Annotated in this window: 18 protein-coding genes; 3 read left to right on the top strand and 15 right to left on the bottom strand. The window is 67.0% G+C overall.

Annotated elements, in window-relative coordinates:
• Positions 1-28 precede the first annotated feature (28 nt).
• The 10 genes from R2707_00435 to R2707_00390 form a co-directional block, all read right to left on the bottom strand.
• Positions 29-1,927 carry an S-layer homology domain-containing protein gene (locus R2707_00435; GenBank protein MEZ5243534.1) on the bottom strand — a complete coding sequence of 633 codons (1,899 nt, stop codon included), beginning with the start codon at positions 1,925-1,927 and terminating at the stop codon, positions 29-31.
• A 20-nt stretch (positions 1,928-1,947) separates the two neighbouring features.
• Positions 1,948-3,339 (bottom strand): DUF1800 family protein, encoded by a 1,392-nt coding sequence (locus R2707_00430; GenBank protein ID MEZ5243533.1) that lies wholly within the window; start codon positions 3,337-3,339, stop codon positions 1,948-1,950.
• A gap of 150 nt (positions 3,340-3,489) precedes the next feature.
• A complete protein-coding gene (locus R2707_00425; protein MEZ5243532.1) occupies positions 3,490-3,978 on the bottom strand; it encodes a GNAT family N-acetyltransferase in 489 nt (162 codons plus the stop codon).
• An 85-nt stretch (positions 3,979-4,063) separates the two neighbouring features.
• The gene (locus tag R2707_00420; GenBank protein MEZ5243531.1) at positions 4,064-5,239 is read right to left on the bottom strand and encodes a thiolase domain-containing protein; all 1,176 of its coding nucleotides are present in this window, start codon (positions 5,237-5,239) and stop codon (positions 4,064-4,066) included.
• 2 nt (positions 5,240-5,241) lie between these two features.
• Positions 5,242-6,309 carry a lipid-transfer protein gene (locus R2707_00415; GenBank protein MEZ5243530.1) on the bottom strand — a complete coding sequence of 356 codons (1,068 nt, stop codon included), beginning with the start codon at positions 6,307-6,309 and terminating at the stop codon, positions 5,242-5,244.
• On the bottom strand, positions 6,306-6,899 hold the full coding sequence (locus R2707_00410) for a Zn-ribbon domain-containing OB-fold protein (protein ID MEZ5243529.1): 594 nt from the start codon (positions 6,897-6,899) through the stop codon (positions 6,306-6,308). Before R2707_00410 ends, R2707_00415 begins: the two co-directional genes overlap by 4 nt.
• Positions 6,899-7,345: an OB-fold domain-containing protein gene (locus R2707_00405; protein ID MEZ5243528.1), complete on the bottom strand. Its 447-nt coding sequence runs from the start codon at positions 7,343-7,345 to the stop codon at positions 6,899-6,901. The genes R2707_00410 and R2707_00405 overlap by 1 nt, the downstream gene beginning before the upstream one ends.
• 73 nt (positions 7,346-7,418) lie before the next feature.
• Positions 7,419-9,104, bottom strand: a complete 1,686-nt coding sequence (locus R2707_00400; protein MEZ5243527.1) for an amidohydrolase family protein — start codon at positions 9,102-9,104, stop codon at positions 7,419-7,421.
• A gap of 54 nt (positions 9,105-9,158) precedes the next feature.
• Positions 9,159-9,695, bottom strand: coding sequence for a hypothetical protein (locus R2707_00395; protein MEZ5243526.1), 537 nt, complete (start codon positions 9,693-9,695; stop codon positions 9,159-9,161).
• Between the two features lie 81 nt (positions 9,696-9,776).
• A complete protein-coding gene (locus tag R2707_00390; GenBank protein MEZ5243525.1) occupies positions 9,777-10,379 on the bottom strand; it encodes a TetR/AcrR family transcriptional regulator in 603 nt (200 codons plus the stop codon).
• Positions 10,380-10,423: 44 nt separating this feature from the next.
• Here R2707_00390 and R2707_00385 point away from each other — a divergent pair, with 44 nt between their 5' ends.
• Positions 10,424-11,425 carry a TIGR03617 family F420-dependent LLM class oxidoreductase gene (locus R2707_00385; GenBank protein MEZ5243524.1) on the top strand — a complete coding sequence of 334 codons (1,002 nt, stop codon included), beginning with the start codon at positions 10,424-10,426 and terminating at the stop codon, positions 11,423-11,425.
• A gap of 18 nt (positions 11,426-11,443) precedes the next feature.
• Positions 11,444-12,130 (top strand): hypothetical protein, encoded by a 687-nt coding sequence (locus tag R2707_00380; protein MEZ5243523.1) that lies wholly within the window; start codon positions 11,444-11,446, stop codon positions 12,128-12,130.
• 13 nt (positions 12,131-12,143) lie between these two features.
• Here the strand turns inward: R2707_00380 and R2707_00375 are convergent, their stop codons facing one another.
• The 3 genes from R2707_00375 to R2707_00365 are packed head-to-tail and all read right to left on the bottom strand — an operon-like array spanning position 12,144 to position 15,369.
• The gene (locus R2707_00375) at positions 12,144-13,460 is read right to left on the bottom strand and encodes an aromatic ring-hydroxylating dioxygenase subunit alpha (protein MEZ5243522.1); all 1,317 of its coding nucleotides are present in this window, start codon (positions 13,458-13,460) and stop codon (positions 12,144-12,146) included.
• Positions 13,457-13,780 carry an ArsC/Spx/MgsR family protein gene (locus tag R2707_00370; GenBank protein MEZ5243521.1) on the bottom strand — a complete coding sequence of 108 codons (324 nt, stop codon included), beginning with the start codon at positions 13,778-13,780 and terminating at the stop codon, positions 13,457-13,459. The genes R2707_00375 and R2707_00370 overlap by 4 nt, the downstream gene beginning before the upstream one ends.
• A gap of 53 nt (positions 13,781-13,833) precedes the next feature.
• Entirely contained in the window at positions 13,834-15,369 is a 1,536-nt protein-coding gene (locus tag R2707_00365) for an AMP-binding protein (GenBank protein ID MEZ5243520.1), read from the bottom strand.
• A 56-nt stretch (positions 15,370-15,425) separates the two neighbouring features.
• On the opposite strand from R2707_00365, the gene R2707_00360 reads away from it, so the two are divergent.
• Positions 15,426-16,049 carry a class I SAM-dependent methyltransferase gene (locus R2707_00360; GenBank protein MEZ5243519.1) on the top strand — a complete coding sequence of 208 codons (624 nt, stop codon included), beginning with the start codon at positions 15,426-15,428 and terminating at the stop codon, positions 16,047-16,049.
• A 12-nt stretch (positions 16,050-16,061) separates the two neighbouring features.
• Here R2707_00360 and R2707_00355 read toward each other — a convergent pair whose 3' ends face one another.
• Together R2707_00355 and R2707_00350 are read right to left on the bottom strand one after the other, a co-directional pair.
• Positions 16,062-17,567: a SulP family inorganic anion transporter gene (locus tag R2707_00355; protein MEZ5243518.1), complete on the bottom strand. Its 1,506-nt coding sequence runs from the start codon at positions 17,565-17,567 to the stop codon at positions 16,062-16,064.
• A 68-nt stretch (positions 17,568-17,635) separates the two neighbouring features.
• The gene (locus R2707_00350) at positions 17,636-18,469 is read right to left on the bottom strand and encodes a hypothetical protein (protein MEZ5243517.1); all 834 of its coding nucleotides are present in this window, start codon (positions 18,467-18,469) and stop codon (positions 17,636-17,638) included.
• Positions 18,470-18,479: the final 10 nt, after the last annotated feature.

Genomic DNA, 18,479 nt, shown 5'->3' with positions numbered 1-18,479 from the left:
GCTGGGACGCGGTCGCTGCCGTTCGGACTCAGGTCGGCTTGCCGGCGAGGCGCCAGAGGAAGGTCGCCATCTGCGCCCGCGACACGAAGTCGTTCGGCGAGAAGCGGCCCGGACCCGTACCCGTGGTGATGCCGCGGTGCAGGAGCCAGTCGACCGCATCGCTGTAGAACTCGCCGGCGGCCACGTCGCCGAAACCGGCCGGCGGCGACCCTGGAGGGCTGCCTTCGAGCCGCCAGAGGAAGGTGGCCATCTGGGCGCGGGTGACGTTGTCGTTCGGGGCGAACCGATTGCCGCCCACACCGGTCGTGATGCCCGACTCGAGCAGCCACGACACCGCATCGGCGTAGAAGGCCGACGAGGGCACGTCGGAGAAGCCCGACGGCGAGTTCGGCACGGGACTCTGTCGGTACCGCCACAGGAAGGTCGCCATCTGTCCCCGGGTGACGGAGTCGTTGGGCGAGAACCTGCGGTGGGCGGTACCGGTGGTGATGCCCTTGTGGGCGAGCCAGCCGATCGCCGTCGTGTAGTACTGGGCCGGCGGCACGTCATCGAACACCATGCTCCCGGTCGGGAACGAACTCGCAACACCCGAGCCGGCGAAGCCGGAGTTGTCGAGCAGGTCGAGGGGCTCCCAGTGACTCTGGAGAATGTCGAAGCCGTCGATGTCGAACCATTGTTCGCACACACTCGTGTACACCTGCCGGAAGTCGACCTGATGCTTCAGATCGCCGCGGGAATCGAGGCTGGTGAGCGAGGGAGCGGCGCCCTTCAGGCCGCCCTTCACATTCGGTCCGACCAGGGTGACCAGACCGGCAGCACCGTGGTCGGTGCCGTTGGAGTTGTTCCGCTCGACGCGGCGCCCGAACTCCGACCACACCATCACCGCGGTCCGCGCCGCGAACGAGGGTGTGAGCCGGGAGAAGAACTCCTCGATGGCGGCGTCGAGGTCACCCATGAGGTTGTCGTGGCCGGGACGCTGGCCGGCGTGGGTGTCGTAGCCGCCCTGCGACACGTGGGCGACGCGCACGCCGACATCGAGGTTGATGAGCTCCGCGGCGACCGCCATGTCACGGGCGAGTCGATTGCTCGGCAACGACGTGTTGTACGCGACGGCCAGCTCATTGGCCGAATCGACCGCGGTTGCCCACGCGTGTCCGACGGTCCCGGCATACGGCCCGACGCCCGCGTACTGGTACGCCGACACGGCTTCGGAGAGCGCCCGTTCCGCGTTGTCGTCGGGGTTGAAGGTGCCGAAGAGACCGCCGTAGCTCGGCATGGCGACCGGCGAGCTCCCGGGACCTCTGAGGAGCAGCGGGGCGCCGGCCCCGACGGAGACGACGCCGAACTCCCCGAACGCGCGAGCTTCGGCGAGTCGACCCAGCCACCCCGTCGGTGCCGACATGTTCTGGATACCCGCCATCCACGTGGCGGTCGATGTGAAGTGGCTGTGGTCGTCGGACTCCTCGCCCACGCCCTGGATCAACGCAACCTCCCCGGCATCGAACCGCGCCTTCAGATTGGGCATCCGAGGGTTGAGGTACAACCCCGCGCCGACCTTGTTCGCTGCGGAGACGTCGTTCGCGCCGGCGCCGACCGAGAACGCCATGCTGCCGCGAGCAGCCTGGTACGCGCCGTTCTCCGCCGGGATGAGCGTGTGGAGCGAGTCATTGCCGCCGTTCAGGAACAGGCTCACGATGATCCGGTCCGACGAGCCGATCGGGGTCGCTGCGGCCGCGAAGTCGTCCATCCACGAGGGAAGCAGGGCGAACGCGCCACCGACGGCGAGCGAGCCCTGGAGGAATGCCCGACGGCCGAGGGCGTGCCGGTCGTCGGGGTCGACCGGTAGCGAGAGGTCGCGGACGGCGAGCTGCGCTTCGGTCGGTCGGGACCGACGGGGAGCCACGAGGCGAGAGCGAGTGGAAGTCATTCGTAGGATCCTCCGGCTGATCAGTAGACGTGGAATTCGGGAGCCATCGCCGCGATGACCCCTCGGTTGCGATCGATGGACCACGACGCGGTGAACGCGGCGTCCTGGAACCACTCACGAATCGCGACCTTGCTGTTGTTGGACACGTCGTCCAGGCCGAAGAACCCGACGAGCTTGTTGACCACCCACAACGGATCGTCATCGGCATCGATGGCAGGCAGGGCGTCGTCGACCACACTCTTGGACCGCACGGCCTGCAGGAACTCGCCGCGAGCCCACGCTCCCGCCGAGGTCAACCACTTGGTCCCGCGACCCCATCCGGCGACGCTCGGGGGCTCGAAGAGCTCCTGCCCCATGTCGCGCATGTGCGACGGGAGATTCAACGACTCGACCTCGGTCATGTTCGCCGGCCCGATCCGCTTCAACCAGGTGGCAACGAAGTCGACGGGACTCTTGATCAGCGCGTAGCGAGTCGTCGGGTCCCAGAACTCGGCATGGTGGAAGATCGCCCGGACGACCGGTGAGATCCGCATCGAGTTGGCCCGCATGACCGCGGCGAGCGAGTCGACCGCCGCCTCCGACGGCCAGTAGTTGGCGAAGTAGTGGAACAGCTTGCGGGCGATGAAGCGCGACGTTTCCGTGCGCCGCACACCGGTGACCAACTCCGTGATGGTGTCGCGTTCCCCGGAGGCGACCTTCACACCGTTCCAGTTGGCGGTGATGCCGAACAACGTCTTGTTGTTGTGGTTGTGCTCGACCGACCGGTACTCGTAGGTGCGGTCGAAGGAGCTGCCGTTCCATCCGACGACGCTGTGGCCGGTCCACGCCCTCGCCATCGAAACCACATCGGACTCCGTGAACGCCCCGACGCCACAGGTGTAGAGCTCCATGATCTCGCGGGCGAAGTTCTCCTGCTCGGCGAAGTAGTGGTTCGTGTAGTTGTCGAGATAGATGAGCATCGCCGGGCTCAAGCTGGCCTTTCGCACCAACGATTCGAAGCTGCCGAGGCCCCATCGTCGGAAGAGACCGATCTGCTCCCACATCGACTTCATCGAGCCGACCTTGTCGACGCCACACGCGAAGTGGTCGTGCCAGAAGAAGGCCATCCGCTCATGGATCGGAAGTGCTCCCGTCGACACACCGCTCGGTTGCGCGATCGTCGCCATCCGGTGCAACCACCAGTTCACGGAATCGTTGTGAGCCTCGTAGCCGCTGCTCTGGGTGACGAACGACGGTGTACCGACGTTCGGGCCGACCGGGATGGGGTCCGAGGCCCGGTGCCCGAGCACGGCGTCCACCGCGGCCGTGAGGCTCTTGCCCTGGAAGGCGGTGATCTCGGCGCTCGTGCCGCCGTAGCCGGCTCGGCGCAACAGGTGCGCAGCCTCGGCACGAGTGAGTGTCGTCGGGACCATTCGGGAGGCACCTCCAGGAGCCGGGTGGCAGATGAACGCTCCAGCGAGAGGCGTTCTGGTGCGAACGCCCCATCGGCTAGGTCGTTCGGCACCGGTTCCTTCGACACAGTTCGGCGCCGGCCTGAGGACGAATTTCGCCGGGCCCGTGAACTATCGGGCCGGGCGACGCATGCGGAGCTCGTCCTTGCACGGATCCGAGGGCAGCGCCTTGAAGTCGCCCGTCTCCGTGAACCCGCACCGCTCGTAGAGGCGCTGCGCCGAGTCGTTGCCACGGGTGACCCACAGCTCGACGGTCGACCCAGCGGCCCAGTCGAGTACCGCCGCGACGAGTGCGGCACCGATCCCGCGTCCCCTCGCCACGGGATCGGTCCACATCGACACGAGCTGCACGTTGTCGGCGTCGGTACGGTGTCCACCGACCAGCCCGACCACCATGTCGCCGTCGAACGCGAAGAACGTGCAGTGGTGCGGACCGGCCGACCGTTCCTCCGCAAGGCGATCCCATTGATTCGCTGATTGGCGGGCCTCGGCCTCGTAGGTGCTCGCGAACGCCGACGGCGCATCGGCCAACGCCGCCAGCCGGATCCGGCGCAGCAGTGGGCCGTCTCCGGCCCGAACTCGTCGTGTGGAGATGGTCATCACGCCAGCGTGACGCGTTCACCTGCCCACCGCCGAGAATTCCGCACCCGCCCGAGAAGGTATGGGTGTCTGACCCCCGGTGTACTTACTTGGTGGAGGCGACGATCCACATGGCGAAGTACTGGGCACCGCCGCCGTAGGCGTGGCCGAAGGCGGTGCGAGCGCCGTCGACCTGATGCTCGCCTGCCTCCCCCATCACCTGGAGCGCAGACTCGGCGAAGCGCACCATTCCCGATGCACCGATGGCGTTGGTCGACAAGACGCCACCCGAGGCATTGACCGGCAGGTCGCCGCCCTCGAGGTTGGTGGATCCGTCCTCGACCATGCGCCAGCCCTGGCCCTTCTCGGCGAAGCCGAGCGACTCGAGCCACATGGGCTCGTACCACGAGAAGGGCACGTACATCTCGACCGCGTCGATCTCCTTGCGGCGATCGTGGATACCGGCCTGGGCGAACACGTCGTCGGCGCACTGCTCGCTCGCGGCCGGCGACACCATGTTGCGGCCACCGTAGGAGTTCGGCTCCGACCGCATGGCGGTGCCCTTGATCCACGCGACCGGACCGTCGTGGGCATCGCCACCAGCCTCGTCGGTGAGGACCATCGCGCACGCACCGTCGGACGACGGGCAGGTCTCGGAGTACCGGATCGGGTCCCACAGCATCGGCGACTCGACCACCTGCTCGAACGTCAGGTCGGGTTGATGGAGGTGGGCGAACGGGTTCTTCAGGGCGTGTTGACGATCCTTGAACGCCACCATGCAACCGATGAGTTCGGGCGCGTTCGACATCGCCATGTAGCGACGCATGATCGGCGAGAAGTAGCCACCGGCGCCGGCATTGACTGCCGTGGTGAACGGCTGCGGGAGCGACAGCGCCCACATGGCGTTCGACTCGGACTGCTTCTCCCACGCGATCGTGAGCACGGTCCTGTGGACGCGGCTCTGGACCATCGACGCGGCCACACACGCGGTCGACCCGCCGACGGAGCCGGCCGTGTGGACCCGCATGATCGGCTTGCCCACACACCCGAGCGCCTCGGACAGGTAGATCTCGGGCATCATCACGCCCTCGAAGAAGTCGGGGGCCTTCCCCATCACGACTGCGTCGATCTCGTCCCAGGTCTTCCCGGCCATCTCCAGTGCGCGATACGCGGCCTCACGCAGCAGACCGGCCATCGACACGTCGCCCCGGGTCGAGGCGTACTTGGTCTGACCGACACCGATGACGGCGGTGCGTTCCTTGCTTCCTGAACCCAGTGCCATGCTCACTCCCCCTCCAGTACGGCAACCATGTTCTGTTGCAGGACCGGACCGGCCGTTGCATGGACGACGGCACGGTCGCCGTCGCCTCGGGCGATGCGTTCGAACGCCTCACCGAAGCGGATGTGGCCGGCGGCCATCATCGTATGCGCGGCCAGCGCCCCACCCGACGGATTGATGACGACGTCGTCACCGAGGCCCAGCGCGTCGATGAGCACCGCCTCGCTGGTGGTGAACGGCGCATGCAGTTCGGCGAAATCGATCTTGTCGTTGCTCACGCCGGCCTTCTCGGCCGCAATACGGGCCGACATCGCGGTGGTCAGATCGCGGGCGCCGAGGGTGTGGGCGTCGATGCGATGGTCGATGCCGCGGATCCAGACGGGCCGGTCGCACAGGTCGCGAGCACGATCGCCGGCGGCCAGCACCATGGCGCAGCCGCCATCGGCCGAGGCCGGAATATCGGAGGGCCGTAGCGGATCAGCCAGGTACTCCTCGGCGAGGATCTCCTCGACCGATTTCGGTGTCGCGCGCACGGCATGCGGGTTGGACGCTGCGTGCTCACGGGAGCGGGACGCGATCTCGGCCAGCCGACGTTCGGAGACCTTGCCCGACTCGAGAAGCATGCGGGCGGCGATGCCCTCGATCGCGAAGGCGTCGGGCCACAACGGGGCCACGTAGTACGGGTCCATCTGCGTGGCCAGGACATCGCGCAGCGAACCCGGCGACGACTTGCCGTACGAATAGACGAAGGCGGTGTCGACGTCGCCGCATTGCAGCTTGACCCATGCCTCGTAGAGGGCCCAGGCGCCGTCCTGCTCGACGTGCGATTCGCTGATCGGCGGCACCGGCCCGGTGCCGTCGATGGTGGCCACGAAGGAGAATGCCTGGCCGGCGAGGAAGTCGGAGGACCCGGAGCAGGTGAAGCCCATGTCCTGTTGGGTGAGCCCCACCGCGTCCTTGGCCTGCGCCATGAGCGGCACCATGAACTCGACCTCGGACTCGGTGCGGATCGCGGCCTGCTGACGCTGGGCGAAGGAAACGATTGCGATGTCTCGAAGACCGGTGTCGCTCATGACTCCAGCTCCCCCTTCTGGCCGATGGTCTCGATGTCGGGGATGTCGACATCGGGTTCGCCCGTCGGCTCCCATCCCAGGATGTTGGTCGCGGACATCTCGAGTTCGTCGTCGGGCTTCCACACCGCCCGCACACGGGTACCGAGCTTCACATCCTCAGGCGCACAATTGATCACGAGCCCCATGAACCCCACCGAGGCGCCGTCGAGCACGATCCAGCCCGAGACATAGGGCGGTTGCAGCTCGGGGCGGGTCGCGATGGGTACCCGGGTGATGTTGAACGACTCGACGTAGCCGGTGTCGGGCAGCTCGACCGGGCCCTCGGTCATGATCCCGGCCACCGGGCTCACGCCGCGGGGTGGCACGAAGACCTGGCCGGTCTTCGGGCATCGCTCGGCGAGGATCTTCTTGTCCTTCATGCCCCGCAGATAGGTGGAGAGGGCAACTCCGGGCGTGTAGGTGTATTCGATCCGGATGGGTGTGCGGACGCTCTGCACGCGCTCCACACCGGCGATCGACTCGGGCACCTTCAGTTCGACGTCGAGTCCGGCCGGACGGCTCGAGGGGTCCTGGCTCTTCGTGTAGGCCATCAGTCGTTCTCCTCGGCGACGAAGCCGGCGATGTCGGCGATGTGGCCGACACGTTCGTCGCGCCACTCGATCCGGACCCGCATGCCGGTGGACATGTCGGCAGGGCCATCGACGAACACGGCGTGCAACATCGGCGTGTCGGCCCCGTCGAGGGTGATGAGCGCCCAGGCGATGTCGCGATCGAACGGCTGCTGGGCTCGCGGCGGGCCGCCCCAACTCCACGACACGACGGTGCCGGCCTGGCCGACCTCGACCATCTCACCCAGCGGTGACGCGTCGGCCGGGTCGTACTCGAGCGGCGGACACATCACGGAACCGTCGGCCCGCTTCACCCCGAGCACGACACCTTCACGAAGCCCGGTGAGGAACGCCCCCACGACGGGTCCGGTGGTACGCGTGAACGGGTACTCGAGCACGAGCGGCGCTTGCAGTACGTCTTCGGCCATGCGCCGCAACCTAGCTGCGTCGACCCGTTCTCCCCCAACCCGCCACAACGGTGTCAGACACCGTTGTGGCGGGTCAGCGGTCGAAGGTGCGGATCACGCGTCCCGGGCGGGTGCCGGTGTGGGTGCCGTTCTCCGCGATGACCCTGCCGTTGACCAGGGTCGCGGCATAGCCGTCGGAATGCACGACGAAGCGACCCTTGCCGCCCGGGAAATCGTAGACGTAGTCGGGGTAGCGGGTGGCGAGGCGGTCGAAGTCGAAGACGTTGACGTCGGCGAACCAGCCTGCCCGCAATTGTCCGCGCTCCTTGAGACGAATGACCGAAGCCGGCTGCGACGTGAGCCGCCGCACGGCTTCCGACAAGGTGAATGCACCGCGTTCGCGGGCCCAATGGGAGAGGAAGAACGTCGATGTGTCGGCGTCGCAGATCTGGCCGACATGGGCACCGGCGTCGCCGAGACCCGGCGCGACATGGTCGAGCTGGAGGTAGTCGGCCAGGCTGTCGGCGGCGCGGTTGAAGAACCACACGTTGTAGAGCTCGCGGCCCTCACTGCGAAGCAGTCGATCCACGATCAACTCGACCGGGTGCACCCCGGCGACCTCCGCCAGCGCCGCGATCGAGCCCTGCTCGTGCCCTTCCACCTGATAGTCGGGATACTCCTCGAGGCCGAGGGGATGGATGTGGGCAGGGTCGTACCAGGTACCCGCGGCGACGCCCTCCTCCAAGAGGACGGCCCGCTCGTCGGCGTCGTGCAGCACGGCGAGTCGGGCTTCCATCGTCGGCAGGTCGGCCAATGCCTTCCAGGCCGGCGAGAACACCGGCATCATCTGGCGCAGGCCGACGAGGATGCCACCGGGTCGGGTCTGGGAGATGGCCGAGATGCGTCGCCCCCGGGCGTTCTGCGACTGGAAGTACTCGTCCTGGCGCTGCACGACCCTGGGCGGCGCGTCACCGACCCCTCCGCTGAAGAGCACGTCGGCGCCGGTGTCGGCCACCGCGTCGAGCAGGCGGTACTCCTCGTCGCGCCGGGTCGCCATGTCGAGCACTCCCTGGAACAGGCCACCGCCGGCCGCCTGCATGGCCTCGCCCACCGCCACGTATTCCTCGATGGGCGCCCAGGTACCGGGCACGTGGCGGCCGTCGGGGACCTTGTGGAGCAAGATGCGTGAGGTCGAAAAGCCGACGGCACCGTCGGTGACGGCCTGGCCGGCGATCTCGCCGATCTCGGCCAGTTCGGCCGCCGTCGGCGCCTCGTCGGAGAGCGACCGCTCCCCCATCACGTGGTAGCGAACCGCGCAGTGACCGACGAGCCCCACGACGTTGAGCGCCGGGTTCAGACCTTCCACGGCGTCGAGGTATTCGCCGTAGGTCGACCAGTTCCACGGCAGGCCGCTCAGGATCGCGTCCTTCGGGATGTCCTCGACGGACTCCATCATCTCGGCGAGGTACTCGCGGTTCTCCGGCTTCACCGGCGCGAACGTGACGCCGCAGTTGCCGATCACCGCCGTGGTGATGCCGTGCCAGCTGGCCGACGTCATCATGGGGTCCCAGCCGATCTGGGCGTCGAGGTGCGTGTGGAGATCGACGAACCCCGGGCTGACGATCTTGCCGGTGGCGTCGATCTCCTCGGCCGCCGTGGCGTGCGACAGGTCGCCGATCGCGGAGATGCGCTCACCGTCGATGGCGACGTCGGCGCTGACGGGCTCGGCGCCGGTGCCGTCGACGACGGTCCCGCCTCGGATGATCAGTTCGTGCGACATGGAATCCTCCTGGGCCGCAACGTTAGGCCCAGGAGGGTTCCATGATCGAATGACTCAGCCGCCGAAGACGTCGATTCCGCACTCCTGGACCTGACCCATCAACGCGAAGATCCCGCTCATCGCGTCCTCGTCACCGGTGAAGGTCGACACCATGAAGTCCTTCAGCACGTCCTCGCTGAAGATGCCTCGCACGCACTCGGCCTGGCTGTCGTCGAGCTCCCCGAAGTCCATGTCGTCGACGAAGCTGGCGGTGACGTCGACGCACGAGAACATCGAGTCGACCACCGACCGCGCCTCGTCCTCGGTCCACTCGATCTCGTCGAGCGCCGCGATGTTGGTCTCGGTCACCCCGAGTGCGTTCAACCTGGCGGTGCCGATCTCACCGACGACGCCACCGACGAAGCACTCGGCCTCGGCCCGGTCGGTCGTGACCCCGTCGCCGCCGGCCATGATGTCGTCGACGATGGCCTGCACCAAGGGATCGTCGGCCGAGGCGGTGTTGCCACCGCCACCACCGCCGTCGTCGCCACACGACGATGCGAACAACATCAGGGCGGCGATCGCCGCAACGAGTTTCAGGGACGTCTTCATTCTCGGTTTCCTCTCGCAGACTCCCGCTGGTGGGAGATCACCAGCTTGGCCAACGAGGGGTCCGACGAGGTGGACCGGCAGCTAGTCGACGCCCTCGAGGAACAGGACGGCCGCGTCCTCGAGTTCCTGCGCGCTCTGCTCGTAGGGATTCCATCCGTTCTTCCAGGCGATCAGCTCGGAGAACCAGATGTGTTCGAGCGACCGGATGATCTTGTCGCGGCGTTCGGCGGGGAACTCCGGCTCGAAGGCCGATCGCAGCATGGCGCTGAACATCACGTGGAGCGCCTCCTGGCTGGCCGCTCCGTGGGGGCCCTCGGCGATGAGTCCCCCGATCACCGCGGCGGAGATCTGCCGGTTCTCCGCCATCCCGCGGGTGGTGCGACGAAGGATGTCGAGCACCCGCTCGAGCGTGGTGTCCCCCACCGCCGGACGCCGCTCGATCGACGCTTCGAGGCCCGACAACCATTCGGTCATCGACTCGGCGAGGAGATGGTCCTTCGACGTGAAGTAGTGATACACGGTCCCCAGCGCGACATCGGCCCGGTCGGCGACCTCGCGCATCTGCACCCCCTCGTAGCCGCCCACCGCCGCGAGCTCGATCGCGGCCACCAGCACACGGCGACGCCGCTCCGCCTGCTTCTGCGTCAACGGCCGCATCGGCTCGGGTGTGGTCGAGGAAGACACAGCCGAGATGGTAGGACCCGATCCGGTGACGTACCGTCCTGGCCGTGAAGATCGACGCAGGACTCATGACCGACCTCGCCAACGCACCACGGCGGGCGGCGGCCCTCGCTGCGACCGGCCTCGACGGGTTGTTCACGTTCGAGGGCAACAGCGACGTCTTCTTTCCTCTCGTACACGCCACGGGTCTCGACGTCGATCTCTACACCAACGTCGCCATCGCGTTCCCCCGATCGCCGATGCATCTCGCCTACCAGGCCTGGGATCTCCACCGAGCCAGCGGCGGCCGGTTCGCGCTCGGGCTGGGCACCCAGATCAAGCCCCACATCGAGCGCCGCTACTCGTCCACCTGGGGAAAGCCCGTCGAACGCATGGTCGAACTGATCGACGTGCTCCGCGAGATCTGGGCCAACTGGATCGACGGCACACCGCTCGAACACCGCGGGGAGTTCTACCGGGTCGACCTGATGACCCCGATGTTCGTTCCCCACGAACTGGGTCATCCCCGCCCCGAGATCTGGGCCGGCGCGCTCGGTCCTCGGATGACCGAAGCGATGGCAGAACACGCCGATGGCATCGTCATCCACCCGTTCAACACCGGCTCGTTCCTGGCCGAGCGGACCATGCCGATGATCGAGTCCGGACTCGCCGCCGGAGGGAAGGCGCGCGACGACTTCACGCTCAACGTCGGCTGCATCGCCAACCCCTGTCTGACCGACGAGGACTACGAGCGGGCCTCGACGGCCATGCGCTTCAACCTGGCGTTCTACGGCTCGACCCCGGCCTACCGCGTCACCCTCGACCACCACGGGCTCGGCGACCTCCAACCGAAGCTCCGTGAGATCACCAAGTCGGGCGACTGGTCGACCCTCGGCGATCTGATCGACGACGAGGTGCTCGACCTCCTCGCCGTGCGCGGCACGCCCGAGGAATGCGCCGCCCGCCTCACCGCCGAATACGGCGGCCTCGCGGACCGTCTGTCGCTGACGATCTCCACGGCATCCGACGAGGCCCTCGCCGCGATGATGATCGCACTCCACCGCGACTGACCTCGCTATGGTCGCGCGATGCGCATGAAACTGGCATCGACGGTGTTGTTGACCCTTGCTCTCCTCGCTGCAGGATGCGGCGACGACGGCAACAGCGGGCCGACACCTTTCGGGCCCGGGGCCGTGGGCGATGCCAACGACGTCGGCGATGCCGCGAGCGACATCCTCGACGGTCTGACCGATGGTTCGCTCGATGAGGGCAGCCTCGAGGACCTGATGGAGTCGGCCCAGGACCTGGCCGAGAGCTTCGGCGACCCGGGTTCGGGCACGGTGACCATCAACGGCGACACCATCGAGTTCACCTCCGAGATCTGCTTCGCCGGGCAGGGCGACTTCACGATCGAGGGGGCGGGGACGGCCTCCGACGGCACGCCGGTGTGGGTTTCGATCGACCGGACCGAGGAGAGCCGTGAAGAGCTCGCCGAGTTCCTCGACGAGGACATGCTCCAGATGCTCTACGGCGACGACGAAACGATCGTCACCCAGCAGCTCTCGCTCGAATACGGCCGCACCGAGCTGTTCGGAGACTCACCCGACGATCTGCCCGAGTTCGACGCGTCGAATGCGGTCGCCGGAGACGACAACATCCAGATCGTGATCGACGGCCGGTCGGCGTCGGGTAGCGGGTCCGCCGTCGACTACAGCGGCGTTTCGGGCGACTTCAGCGAACGGTTCGACTTCACGTTCACCGCGTCCTGCGGCTGAGCTCGGCGCGTCGCTACGAGAGCGACTCGGTCCCCGTGACCCGGTCGAGGTTGCGATGCAGGTTGATGATCCGGCACTCCTCGCCCGACAGTGTGAGGTGTGTGAGACCGGGAGCGTGGAGCCCTCGGTGGGCTCGTTCCACGTTGGCGATGTCCTGATCGACGACCAGACCCATCGAGTACGACCCGGCGGGGATCTCGGCGGTGACCGGATCACGCCGCGGGGCTCCGGACTCCACCCGATCGAAGGCCATCACGTCCATGTAGCCCTCGTCGGGGGTGGCACCGGGTCGGGCACCGACCACCTGGAGCAGGTCGCCGAAGATGAGCACCGTGATGTTGGGGAACAGGTTGTACTGCTCCATCGTCATCATCTGTGTGGTGTCGAACCTCGAGAGGTCGACACCCTCCTTTTCGAGGAAGTGGGCCCGGATCATCTCGGCGAGCACGTCGCGCAACGTCGCCCCGTCGGGCACCGCCGGGCATTCCCCCGCCTCGTCACCGTCGTGGATGCCGATGCGACCGCCCATGACCTCGACGAATCCCTCCCAGATCTCCTGGTCGGTGGCGCCGCCTCGGATCCGGGGCGAAGCCACCCCGTAGGGCTGGGTGAGTCTTCCGTGCCGCTCCCAGACGACCTGCGGACTGTTGACGTCGTCGACCATGCGCAACATCTCGGGATGGATTCCCTGCACGTGGTAGGTCTCGCTGAAGCCGTCGATGATCGTCTTCCAGTTGGACTTCACCGGGATCGACAGCAACGCCTTGCACCGGAAGTCGTCGAGGTCGGCCCATGCCGCCTCGGCCGGCACCGGCGCGAGGAAGTCGTGCAGCGGCTCGGCATCGGCGGATGGATTCACGAAAACCATCGGCCCCCAGGTGCCCACGCTCGCGGGGATCAACGGAAGCTCGTCGTTGCGCAGCGCCCCGAAACCCTTGCGCGACGGGACCTCCCGCAACCGGCCCTGCAGATCCCACGACCAGCGGTGGAACGGACACCGGATCTCGGAGAGACCCCGCTGATGTCCGTCGCACAGCTCGCTGCCCCGGTGCAGGCACGTGTTCTGGAATGCCCGCAGTGTTCCGTCGTCGCCACGCACGATCAGGACCGACACCGCGCCGATCTCGTAGACGAACACATCGCCGGGGTTCTTCACATGATCGACCGAACAGGCGAGCTGCCAGGTCGACGCCCACATCTTCTCGGCTTCGACCGCCGCCCACGCCGGGTCGGTGTAGCGCGACGCATCGACCTTCACCGGCGCCGCGACCCGACCCACCGAGACGATGGTCTCGCCGACGGGCGCATCATCGGTGAAGAGATCGGTCACGACGAGAAGATCTCCGCGAGCCGGTCCTTCGCTTTCACCCCGTCGAGGGGACGTCCCACGATCGCCTTCTTCGGGCCGACCACCACCGGCCGCTCGAGCAGGCGGTGGTACCGCTCGAGCACCTCGACGACCGCGTCGGCATTGCCGACATAGTCGTCCTCGTTCAGCTCGAGCTTCTTGAACTGGCTGTCCTTGCGAACGAGCCGCTCGACGGGGTCCTCGAGCTTCGCGATGATCGCGCGGAGCGTCTTCTCGTCGGGGAAGTCCGTCATGTAGCGGACCTCTTCGAAATCAACGCCCATCTCCGTGGCGACCGCCACGGCATTCGAGGACGAGTTTCAATGGGGATTGTGGAAAATCGTGAAACGAGCGGTCATGAGTACTTCTCCCTGAGTTCGTACTTGAGGATCTTCATCGTTGCGTTGCGGGGCAACGGCCCGTCGTGGATCTCGAGGCGCTCCGGCGTCTTCTGCTTCATCAGTCCGGCATCGGCGCACGCGGCGACCATCTCGTCGAAGGTCAGGTCGGGCTGACCCTCTGCGGTCTCGATCACCGCACACACCATCTCGCCGCGTTCGGTGTCGGGTAGCCCGATCACCGCCGCATTGGCGACCTGCGGGAGCGTGTAGAGAACGTCCTCCACCTCCTGGGCGGAGATGTTCTCGCCCTTGCGGATGATGATGTCCTTGACCCGGCCCGTGAGCGACACGTGGCCGTCGGCCCGCTGCACCCCGAGGTCGCCGGTCTTGAACCGACCCTTCTCGTCGAACGCCTCCGCTTCCAACGAGGCATCGGTGTAGCCCTTGAAGAGCATGGGGCCGCTCACCCGCACCTCACCCTCCTCGCCCGGTGCCGCCGTGGTGCCGTCGGCCTTCACGATGTCGACCTGGCACCCGCGGATCGGCGCGCCCTCGGTGTGGGCGAGCTGGTCGTCGGTGTCGGACGGAGAGCCCTGGCAGATCATCGGGCACTCGGTCATGCCGTAGCCGTGGGCGATCGGGATGCCCATCTTCTCCTTCACCTCGAAGAAGATCTCCGGCGGCATGGGCGCGCCGCCACCGGCCATGGCCCGCAGGCGGGGCATCGCCGGGCCGTCGACCTTTTGATCCTCGGCGAGGAACATCTGGTAGAACGCGGTGGAACCGCCGGCCAGCGTGGCGCCGTTGGCCGCATAGGCCGCAACCGCTCCGGCCGGGGTGAAGCGTTCGATCAGCACCGCGGGGAAGCCGTTGACCAGCATCATGACGATGTAGTCGGGGCCGCCGATGTGGGCGTAGGGAAACGCGATCGTGCCGACGTTGGTCTCGTCGGCTTCGAGCGCGATGGCGAGCCCGGTGCCCGCCGCGATCAGCGTCTTGTCGGTGTGCTTCACACCCTTCGGGTCCGACGTGGTGCCCGAGGTGTAGTAGAGCCAGCGCACCTCGTCGCCGTCGGTCGGGGCCGGCGGCAGCGTCGAGGGATCGCCGTGGGGCAGCCCTTCGTAGCCGTTGAGGACGGTCGGTGGGTTCGGGAGGTCGGCGCTGACGTCCGCGGCCATGGCGCCGTAGTCGAACCCGCCCCACTCGCCCGGGGTGAAGACGAACTCGGCTGCGGTCTGCGCGATGCAGAATCCGACCTCACGGTGACGGTAGATGTGGATGATCGGGTTCTGGACCGCACCCAGCCGGGACAGGGCGAAGCTGAGCACGATCGTCTCCATGCGGGTGGGCAGCACCCAGGTCACCGCCGTGCCCGCACCGATGCCGAGATCCCGGAGGCCGGCGGCGACCCGCTCGACCTCGTCGTTGACCTCCCGGCACGTCATCGTGCGCCCGGCGTCGTCGATCAGCAGGGGCAGGTCGGGCGACAGTGCCGCCCGCCGGGCCAGCAGCTCGGGAAACGTCGTGGCGTCGAGGATCTTCTCCGTCATGCGGCGAGACTACAGAATCGGGACGGGGGGCTGAAGTTCGCCGATACGGTCCCGGCATGGGTATCTATCGAGAGCAGATCCTGCCACGCTTCATCGACAAGGCGCTGGGCAACGAAGGCATCGCGAAGTATCGCCGTGAAGTCACTGCCGGACTGTCGGGTGAGATCGTCGAGATCGGTTTCGGATCGGGTCTGAACATGCCCGAGTACCCGCCGGAGGTCACCCGGGTGTTTGCGGTCGAACCCGCCTCGGTCGGCAAGAAGCTGGCGGCGGAGCGCGTCGCCGCGTCGCCGATCGAGGTCACGTACATCGGTCTCGACGGCCGCGATCTGCCGCTGGGCGACGATTCGTGCGACGGCGCACTGTCGACCTTCACGCTGTGCACCATTCCCGACGAGGCCGCCGCGCTGGCGGAGCTGGTCCGGGTGGTCAGGCCCGGCGGTCGCATCCATCTGCTCGAGCATGGCCGAGCCCGCGACGACGACGTCCACAAGTGGCAGCAGCGACTCAACCCGATCCAGCGTCGCGTCGGCGACGGCTGTCATCTCGACCGTGATCACACGGCCCTCGTCGAAGCCGCCGGACTCGAGATCGAAGACGCACGCGAGTGGTACGCCAAGGGTCCGAAGCCGATGAGCGCGTTCTACCTGCTGCGCACCCGGGTACCCGAGACGACATAGGCAACCGGGGCGTCAGTGCCCCGACAGCGTGCCCGTCGTGCGGGCATGCAGCCGCTCCGAGTGGTGGTTGAGTCCGACCAGTTCGGCGTCGATTCCTCGTTCGGCGAACTTCGCCACCACCGCGTCGAGTGCGGCGACGGCTGAGGTGTCCCAGACACGGGCACCGCTGAGGTCGATCTCCACGCGAGCCACCTTCACCGCGTCGTAGTCGAACGAGCGCACCAGGTCGTTGGTCGACGCGAAGAACAACTCACCGCTGACGGCATAGAGCCGCTCGACATTGTCGGGGTCGACCACGCTGGTGACCTTGACGACACCGGAGACGTGTCGTGCGAAGAACACCGCCGAAAGGAGCACGCCGACGACGACGCCGTAGGCGAGGTTGTGGGTCAGCACCACGATGCCGACCGTGACGACCATCACCGTGGTCTCCGTGCGGGGGGAATGGCGCAAGGTGTGCGGTGCGATGCTGCGGAAGTTGAACGTCCCGACCGAGACCATGATCATCACGGACACCAGGGCCGCCATCGGAATCTCGGCGACCAGATCGCCGAGCCCGAGGATCAAGACGAGCAGGAACACCCCCGATGCCAGTGTCGACAGGCGGGTCCGTCCACCCGAGCGGTGATTGATCATCGACTGGCCGATCATGGCGCACCCCGCCATCCCGCCGAGGAACCCGGTCGCGACATTGGCGATGCCCTGGCCCCGCGACTCCAGGTTCTTGTCGGACTGTGTGTCGGTGAGATCGTCGAGCAGCTGGGCGGTGAGCAGCGACTCCAACAGCCCCACCATCGCCATCGTGATGGCGAACGGCAAGATGATGGTGAACGTCTCGACCGTGAAGGGCACATCGGGAAGCGAGAGGACGGGCAGGGCAGAGGGCAGCTCGCCCATGTCGCCGACGGTCGGGAGGTCCAGGTCGAGCACGGTCGCCGCACCGGCGAGCACGACGATCGCGACGAGTGGTGAAGGAACCGCCCGCGTGAACCGCGGCAAGCCGTAGATGATCACCAAACCGACCACGATGACCAACAGGTTCAGTCCGAGCCGAGCGCGGTCGGGATCATCGGACAACACGATGTGGGGAACCTGCGCGAGAAAGATCAGGATCGCCAACGCGTTCACGAATCCGACCATGACCGTGCGGGGCACGAACCGCATCAGCGCGCCGATGCCGAGCAGGCCGAGCACCACCTGTATCGCACCGGCGAGCACGGTTGCCGCGAACAGGTACGCCACGCCGTGCTCTTCGACGAGCGGCACGACGACCAACGCCATGGCTCCGGTCGCCGCCGAGATCATGCCGGAACGACCACCCGCGATCGAGATGATGATGGCGATCGAGAACGAGGCGTAGAGGCCGACCTTGGGGTCGACGCCCGCGATGATCGAGAAGGAGATGGCCTCGGGGATGAGCGCCAGCGCCACGACGAGGCCGGAGAGCAGTTCGACACGGGGGTTGCGTAGCCATGCGTCGCGGAAACGCCCGGTGTCACGGAAACGGAGTGATGACAAGCTGTCGAGGCTACGGAACGTGACCCGCGGCCCCGCGGTCATCCGTCACAGGTCGTGCCCTACTCCGGTCACGCCGAGGCCCGGCCCCAGCGCTGGATCGCCGGTGCCGGCACGACCCGGCGCATCTCGTCGGCGAGACGGGCCAGGCCCGGCATCAACTCGGCTTCGATCTGCTGCGTGTGCAGCAGGAGCCAATGACCGAGGAACTCGAAGGTGATCTTTCCTTCGGTCGAGACCATGAGATCGATCATGCGGGCATCGAGGACCTCACGGGCGAACGCCCGGTCATCGCCGATCACGTGATAGCTGCGATTGAACAGCTCTGATTCGACATCGAGGTCGATGCGGGTGGCGGTGGCGAACAACTTCGACACGAGATTCTCGCGACCGATGACGAGACGCGGTGCGTGGATGGGAAGCGGCGCCATGGCCGCGCTCTGTGTGGCGCCATGGTGTTTGCGCATGATCCTGTCGCCGGCCCGCCCTTGGCCGACCCGGGTTCGCCGCACCGTCTTCTCGCCCTGCAGGTTCTCGTTCACCGCGTACTCGGTCCAGGACCGGACATCGAAGGCATGGACCTTCGCTCCGTCCCTGGCGGTGAGCGTCACGACATGGGTGGCGGTCCATCCACGACCGTCCCCCCGGGCCATGTGGTGGAACGCGACCTTCGACAGCCCGAATCCGTCCTCACTGCGATAGTCCATCCCGGACAGCTCCGCCGCACGTCGCACCTGCGGGTCACGGCCCCGATGGTGTAGCAGCGAGCGCACCATCCAGAGACCGATGCCGGTGAAGACCACGAGCATCACCCATGGCGTCCACCACTGCTCGCTCAGCCAGACCAGCGGGTCCTGTTCGACGGGTTCTTCGAACGGCTGTGCGGCGACCCAAAACGACCTCATGGGTTCCCTG

It is taken from the genome of Acidimicrobiales bacterium (genome assembly GCA_041394245.1).
In the GTDB taxonomy this organism is placed as follows: Bacteria; Actinomycetota; Acidimicrobiia; order Acidimicrobiales; family Aldehydirespiratoraceae; genus JAJRXC01.
Note: the sequence above shows the minus strand (reverse complement) of the source record. Positions and strands in the feature narration are given on the sequence as shown.